Raw genomic sequence first — 6,908 nt, forward strand, 5'->3', positions numbered from 1 at the left:
CCGTTGCCGAACGACCAGTCCTCGCGCGCGCTGTCGATGAGATTGATCCAGACGTCTTCCCTTCGAACGCCAAGCTTTTCGTGCAGTTCGTCGGCGATCTTGCGATAGAACAGCTTCTTCACATCGGTCTTGCGCCCCGCAACCCAGAACACCTGGATGAAAACGATTTTTGCCGTGTAGTTCATTCCCATGAACGCGGTTTGCGGAAACACCAGTTCACCATCGGCGTGGCCCGTGAAGATCAGGAACTTGTCGTCCTTGGGTGCACTGGCGATTTCGACCATTGCATCGTAGATGACATCGCCGATGACCTGGCGCTGCTCTGGCGAATAGCTGTTGCTGAGGTTAATTCTGACGAGAGGCATCGTAGTTCTCCTGCTGATTAAATGGAATTCTTCAAGTCGCTGCGATCATATATCGATGATGATCTTGCCCGATGCCGTGCCGTGGCGGATCGCTTCGTAGGCGTCGTCGATCGTGTTCAACGAGAACCGGCGCGGGTCCAGCCTCGGCACCAGCTTGCCGGCCTCGCACAACAGCGACGCTTTGCGCAGAATTTCTCCATGGTGTGCGCGGCCTTCGCCGGTCAACATCGGCAACAGCGTAAAGACGCCCGAATAGCTCGCGGCGCGAAATGACAGAGGCGCGAGCGCATGCGTTCCCCAGCCGAGCGCGCTGACGACATGCCCAAAGCGCGCAACGGCATTGAACGAGGCGTCGAGTACGGCGCCGCCCACCGTGTCATAGACCAGGTCAAACCCGCGACCTGAAGTGTAATTGACGACATATTCGAGCACCGGCATCTCCACGCGGTCGATAAACGTCGCTCCGAGGCTCTCGATGAACTGCCGGTCCTTGACCGATCCTGTTGCAAAGACCTCGGCGCCGAACGCCCGCGCGATCTGAATGGCCACATGTCCAACGCCACCCCCGCCGCCGTGAATCAGAACCTTCTGGCCGGGACTGACATTGGCCCGATCGACGAGCCCCTCCCATGCCGTGACAACAATCAGCGGCAGCGCCGCGGCCTCACGCATCGTCACGTTCGCCGGCTTCGGTGCCAGAAGATCGGCATCTACAGCGGCATATTCGGCCAGTGATCCCGGAATACCTCCCACGCCTCCCGTCAGCCCATACACCTCTTCGCCAAGGCGGAATTGCGTGACGCCTGCGCCGACGCCGTCAACGACGCCGGCCAGATCCAATCCGAGGATCGCGGGGAGCGTCTGTCGCGCATGCGCGGCTTCCCCGTCTTGAATCTTCAGATCGAGCGGGTTGACGGCACTGGCCCTGATCCGCACCAGGACCTGGCCTTCTGCGGGCGTCGGCCTTGCCACCGATGTGACATCGAATGGCGAGTGATAGGCGCGCAGCACCGCCGCTTGCATTGAATGTGTGTCTGTCATTTTGAAGCCCTTCCGTTCACGCTCCTGAAATGGGCTTGTGTGGGGGACTTGGAAACCTACAATGCTGCACGAGCTGCAAACGTTTATGAATGATGGGCCAGCGCATGGAGTGGAGCGACCTGCGGGTCTTCCTGGCGATCGCGCGCGAAGGCACGCTTGGAGGCGCCGCGCAAAAGCTTGGCCAGAGCCAACCGACGATGGGCCGAAGGCTCAAGGCGCTCGAACTGGCGCTGGGCCAGACGCTATTCCAGCGGACCGGCGATGGATTCGTTCTCACGAACGAAGGCCACGCCGTGGCGTTGCATGCGGAACATATGGAAGAGGAAGCGCTGGCGTTGCAACGACAGCTCGATGGGCATGACCGCGAACTCGGCGGCACTCTTCGCATCTCATCTTCGGATTGGTTCGGCGCAAATCTTCTTGCGCCCGTGTTCGCCGAGTTTGTGAAGTCTCATCCGCGCATCGTCGTCGAACTATTGACCAGCCAGACTTACTTCAGCCTCCCGCGCCGCGAGGCCGACATGGTGTTTCGCATCCAGCCCTTCGACGACCCCGAAGTGATTTCCCGGCGCCTGATGCACATTCCCTATGGCGTCTACCTGCGCTCGGATATCGAACCGCCGAAGCTCGGCGATGGCGCCGGCATGCCGCTGATCACGATGGACGCCAATTTCTCCGGCATGCCCGACGCGGTCTGGCTGAAGAACGTGCTGCCCAATGCCCACGTCGCCTTGCGCAGCAACAATCGCGACGTCCAGGCCCGCATGTGCGTCTGCGGCGCCGGGCTCGCCGTCCTGCCGCGGCCGCTCGGCGATACGCTGACCGGCGTGACGCGGCTGGAATTTGACGAACGGCCTCCCGGCCGCGACACCTTCGTCGGCTATCACCGCGACTTGCGGAAGCTTGCCAGACTCAGGAGCTTGCTTGACCTGGTCATCGAGCGACTGAGCAATTGAGCGATCGACGACACACCGGCAATGGCATCGAGCGGATGGAAGCCGCCGCGGCGGCGGAATTGGTCGGGCACCCGCCGACAGCGCTGATGCGCGAATTGAAATGGTAGGGATTGGCTAACGCTGAAACCGTCATCCTGAGGCGCGAGCCACTTGGCGAGCCTCGAAGGATGGGGCGACAAACACCGCGGCCATCCTTCGAGACGCCGCGCAAGAGCGCGGCTCCTTCAGCCGAAACGCAACTGCGTTTCGGCGGGGATGACGGCGGAGCTTTAATCGGCTGACTTACGCCGGCACGGTGTCGGGGAACACGGCCTCGATCTTGGTCTTCAGCGTCGCGGCGTTGAACGGCTTGACGATGTAGTTGTTCACGCCGGCCTTCTTGGCGGCGATCACGTTCTCGGTCTTGGATTCCGCGGTGATCATGATGAACGGGGTCTGCGACAGGTTGGGGTCGGCGCGGACTTCCTTGAGCAGGTCGTAGCCGGTCATCGGCTCCATGTTCCAGTCGGAAATCACCAGGCCATACTTCTTGGTGCGCATCTTTTCCAGCGCCGCCGATCCATCGCTGGCGTCGTCGATGTGCTCGAAACCGAGCTGCTTCAGAAGATTGCGAATGATCCGGATCATGGTGTTGTAGTCGTCCACCACCAGGACCGTCATCGATAAATCAACCGCCATCTTCATTCCCCCTGAGACACGACACGCAATGCGAAAAACCGAACATTCACCGGCAGGCAAATATCTTGGGGCGCAGGATCGGCAATGTGCTCTCCGCAGCCCGGCCCAAGGATTAGCAGCAGCGGTTAAACATCCCGTTAACCGCCCATCGCCGCGAAAACGGTAAAATGCGCGAGATCGCCGGGCGGGCCCGGCTTGACTTCGTTGGCGCCTCCGCGTCACCGTCCGCCACCCCGCCCCAAAGCATCAACGAATCCAGTCATGACGCCTGCCTTTACCGTGATCCGCGACACCACCCCTTCGGCTGAAATCCCGCGCGGGACCGTGGTAGCGATGGGCAATTTCGACGGCGTCCACCTCGGCCACCGCGCCGTGATCAACGCCGCCCTGCAGATGGCGCGCCTGCACAACACCACCGCAATGGCGGTGACGTTCGAGCCGCATCCGCGCAGCTTCTTCAGCCCCAATACGCCGCAATTCCGGCTGACCGACGAAGCCACCAAACTGCGGCTGCTGGCCGGCACCGGCCTGGCCGGCGCCGTGGTCATGACCTTCGACAAGGGCCGCGCCGGCACCACGGCGCAAGATTTCATTCACCATGACCTGATCGGGCGGCTGGGAATCAGCGGCATCGCGGTCGGCTACGACTTCCATTTCGGCAAGGGCCGGGTCGGCTCGCCCAGCCTGCTGGTCGCCGAGGCCCCGCGGCTCGGCATCGAGGTCGATGTGCAGCCGCATATCGACTTCGACGAGCGCCCGGTGTCGTCCAGCGCGATCCGCATGGCGCTCGCTGAGGGCCAGGTGACCGAGGCCAGCACCATGCTCGACGGCCCCTGGTTCGTCTCCGGCGAGGTGATCCACGGCCAGAAGCTCGGCCGCGACCTCGGCTATCCCACCGCCAACATCCGCCTGCCCGCCAGTTGCGGCCTCAAACACGGCATCTATGCGGTGCGGATCGGCCGCGGGCAGGGAACCGACAGCAAGCGTTTCGATGGCGTCGCCAGCTTCGGCCGCCGCCCCACCTTCGACAACGGCGCGCCGCTGCTGGAGGTGTTCCTGTTCGACTTCAAGGGCGACCTGTATGGCCAGGTGCTGGATGTCGCCTTCATCGCCTTCATCCGCGAAGAGCTGAAATTCGACGGCATCGAGCCGCTGATCCGGCAGATGGACGACGACAGCGCCAGGGCCCGCGCCGCGCTGGCCGCAGCCCCGGATGCGTTTCCGAGGCTGGGAGCGGTGAAATGACCAAAACCGAAAAGCAGAAGATGCTGGCCGGCGAACTTTATCGCCCGGGGTCCCCCGAACTGAGCGCCGACGAGAAGGCCAACAAGGCCTGGATGGCGAATTATAACGCCGTGCTCGACCGGCCGGTGGCCGAGCGGCTGGCGCTGCTGAAGGCGCATTTCGGCGCCGTCGGCAAGGATTGCGTGATCCGGCCGCCGTTCTTCTGCGACTTCGGCTACAATATCCGGCTCGGCGACAACGTCTTTTTGAACTTCAATTGCGTGATCCTGGATATCGTCGAGGTCACCATCGGCGACCGCACCCAGATCGGCCCAGCCGTGCAGATCTATGCCGCCGACCACCCCCGCGACGCCAAAACCCGCGCCGAGGGCCTCGAATTCGGCCGTCCGGTGAGAATTGGCGCCGATGTCTGGATCGGCGGCGGTGCGGTGATCGTGCCCGGCGTGACCATCGGCGACGGCGCGGTGATCGGGGCCGGCAGCGTGGTCACCCGGGACGTGCCGGCCGGCGCCATCGTGGCGGGTAATCCGGCCCGGGTGCTGAAGAAAACGCAGCCGTCATCCTGAGATTGGGGCTCCGGCCTATCAGCCGTCATTGCGAGGAGCGAAGCGACGCGGCAATCCAGAAAGCCACAAGCTCGGCAAGAACTGGATTGCTTCGTCGCCAAGTGGCTCCTCGCAATGACGGCTGAAAGGACCCAGCCCGGCCTACAGGGCTTTGCGCTTCGCCCGCCGGCTGCTATTGAGGGCCGATGTTCGCACGGCGCCCCATCATCCGCATTATCGGCCCGGCTTCCGCCTGAGCTTGGCTCGGCGCAAGACCGGGATCGTTGCCGTTCGTCGCGCGCCCTGCGCGTTTCCTCGCCCTAGCCGAGCCAGAGCCTTTCATGTCCGACAAGCCCGTTAAATCCCAAGAATCCAAAGACGCCAACGACTATTCCAGCACCCTGTATCTGCCGCAGACGGAGTTTCCGATGCGCGCCGGCCTGCCGCAGGCCGAGCCCAAAATGCTCGAGCGCTGGAACGAGATCGACCTCTACGGCACCCTGCGCAAGCAGTCCAAAGGCAAGCCGAAATTCGTGCTGCATGACGGCCCGCCCTACGCCAACGGCAACATCCATATCGGCCACGCGCTCAACAAGATCCTCAAGGACGTGGTGACCAAGAGCCAGCAGATGCTCGGCTTCGACTCGAACTACGTGCCCGGCTGGGACTGCCACGGCCTGCCGATCGAATGGAAGATCGAGGAGGAAAACTACCGTTCCAAGGGCAAGCCGAAGCCGGACTTCAAGGACTCCGCCGCCATGGTCGCGTTCCGCCAGGAATGCCGGGCCTATGCCGGCCGCTGGCTCGACGTGCAGCGCGCCGAGTTCAAGCGGCTCGGCATCGTCGGCGACTGGGACGGCCGCTATGCGACGATGGACTTCTTCGCGGAGGCGCAGATCGCCCGCGAGCTGATGAAGTTCGCCGCCAACGGCACGCTGTATCGCGGCTCCAAGCCGGTGATGTGGAGCGTGGTGGAAAAGACCGCGCTGGCGGAAGCCGAGGTGGAGTACGAGGACTACACCAGCGACACGGTGTGGGTGAAGTTTCCCGTTGGCCACGTACCTATGAAAGATGTGGTTCCGAATGAGAAACCGAATTTTCAACCTCTTCTTCCAATCAACACCTCCGTTGTAATCTGGACTACAACTCCGTGGACGCTGCCAGGCAACCGTGCGATCAGTTTTTCCTCAAAGATCAACTACGGCATCTATCGCGTCACCGAGGCAGCAGCAGACAATTGGGCAAAAGCAGATGATTTTCTGATCTTGGCTGACAATTTGGCTGAGAGCGTCTTCAAACAGGCTCGGGTTACAGCGTTCGTAAGGGTCGACGATATCTCGGCTGAGACGTTGGCTGCGTATGTTTATCGGCACCCACTTGCGGGCTTTGCAGGTGGATACGGATTTGACGTTCCTATGCTTGAAGGCGACCATGTCACCGACGACACCGGCACCGGCTTCGTGCACACCGCGCCGGGCCACGGCCGCGAGGATTTCGATATCTGGATGGCGAATGCGCGCGCGCTGGAGGCGCGCGGCATCAGTTCGGTGATCCCCTACACCGTCGATGAAAATGGCGCGCTGACCGAACAGGCCCCGGGCTTCACCGGCGAGCGCGTGATCAACGACAAGGGCGAAAAGGGCGGTGCCAACGAGGCCGTCATCAAGGCGCTGATGGCGGCCAGCATGCTGCTGGCGCGGTCGCGGCTGAAGCATCAGTATCCGCATTCCTGGCGCTCCAAGAAGCCGGTGATCTATCGCAACACGCCGCAGTGGTTCATCGCGAAGGACAAGGACATCTTGGAAGTGAACGCTCCCGGCAAGCCGGGAGCTATGGACGACGTCGGCGTTGCCAAATTCGGCGACACGCTGCGCCATCGCGCGCTCGAGGCCATCAAGGTCACGCAATGGGTGCCGGCGATGGGGCAGAACCGCATCAACGGCATGATCAACACGAAACCCGACTGGGTGATCTCGCGGCAGCGCGCCTGGGGCGTGCCGATCGCGGTGTTCGTGCGCGAAAAGGGCGACGGCTCCGCCGAACTGCTCAACGACGCCGCGGTGAACAAGCGCATCGCC

7 protein-coding genes are annotated in these 6,908 nt (G+C 62.5%); 4 read left to right on the forward strand and 3 right to left on the reverse strand.

Annotated elements, in window-relative coordinates; genetic code table 11:
- Together JWR89_RS00560 and JWR89_RS00565 are read right to left on the reverse strand one after the other, a co-directional pair.
- A partial coding sequence (locus JWR89_RS00560; protein WP_299710387.1) for a tautomerase family protein occupies positions 1-365 on the reverse strand: 365 nt, incomplete at its 3' end.
- A 45-nt stretch (positions 366-410) separates the two neighbouring features.
- Entirely contained in the window at positions 411-1,406 is a 996-nt protein-coding gene (locus JWR89_RS00565) for a zinc-dependent alcohol dehydrogenase family protein (RefSeq protein WP_299710389.1), read from the reverse strand.
- Positions 1,407-1,510: 104 nt separating this feature from the next.
- Here JWR89_RS00565 and JWR89_RS00570 point away from each other — a divergent pair, with 104 nt between their 5' ends.
- Positions 1,511-2,362 (forward strand): LysR family transcriptional regulator, encoded by an 852-nt coding sequence (locus JWR89_RS00570; protein WP_299710398.1) that lies wholly within the window; start codon positions 1,511-1,513, stop codon positions 2,360-2,362.
- Between the two features lie 282 nt (positions 2,363-2,644).
- Here JWR89_RS00570 and JWR89_RS00575 read toward each other — a convergent pair whose 3' ends face one another.
- Positions 2,645-3,040: a response regulator gene (locus tag JWR89_RS00575; RefSeq protein ID WP_068733808.1), complete on the reverse strand. Its 396-nt coding sequence runs from the start codon at positions 3,038-3,040 to the stop codon at positions 2,645-2,647.
- A gap of 261 nt (positions 3,041-3,301) precedes the next feature.
- On the opposite strand from JWR89_RS00575, the gene JWR89_RS00580 reads away from it, so the two are divergent.
- The 3 genes from JWR89_RS00580 to JWR89_RS00590 all read left to right on the forward strand — a co-directional run.
- Positions 3,302-4,285, forward strand: coding sequence for a bifunctional riboflavin kinase/FAD synthetase (locus tag JWR89_RS00580; RefSeq protein ID WP_299710391.1), 984 nt, complete (start codon positions 3,302-3,304; stop codon positions 4,283-4,285).
- A complete protein-coding gene (locus JWR89_RS00585) occupies positions 4,282-4,851 on the forward strand; it encodes a sugar O-acetyltransferase (RefSeq protein WP_299710393.1) in 570 nt (189 codons plus the stop codon). Before JWR89_RS00580 ends, JWR89_RS00585 begins: the two co-directional genes overlap by 4 nt.
- Before the next feature lie 320 nt (positions 4,852-5,171).
- Positions 5,172-6,908 (forward strand): class I tRNA ligase family protein (locus JWR89_RS00590; RefSeq protein ID WP_299710396.1); only part of this gene is annotated, 1,737 nt, incomplete at its 3' end.

It is taken from the genome of Tardiphaga sp., from assembly GCF_028290785.1.
In the GTDB taxonomy this organism is placed as follows: Bacteria; Pseudomonadota; Alphaproteobacteria; order Rhizobiales; family Xanthobacteraceae; genus Tardiphaga.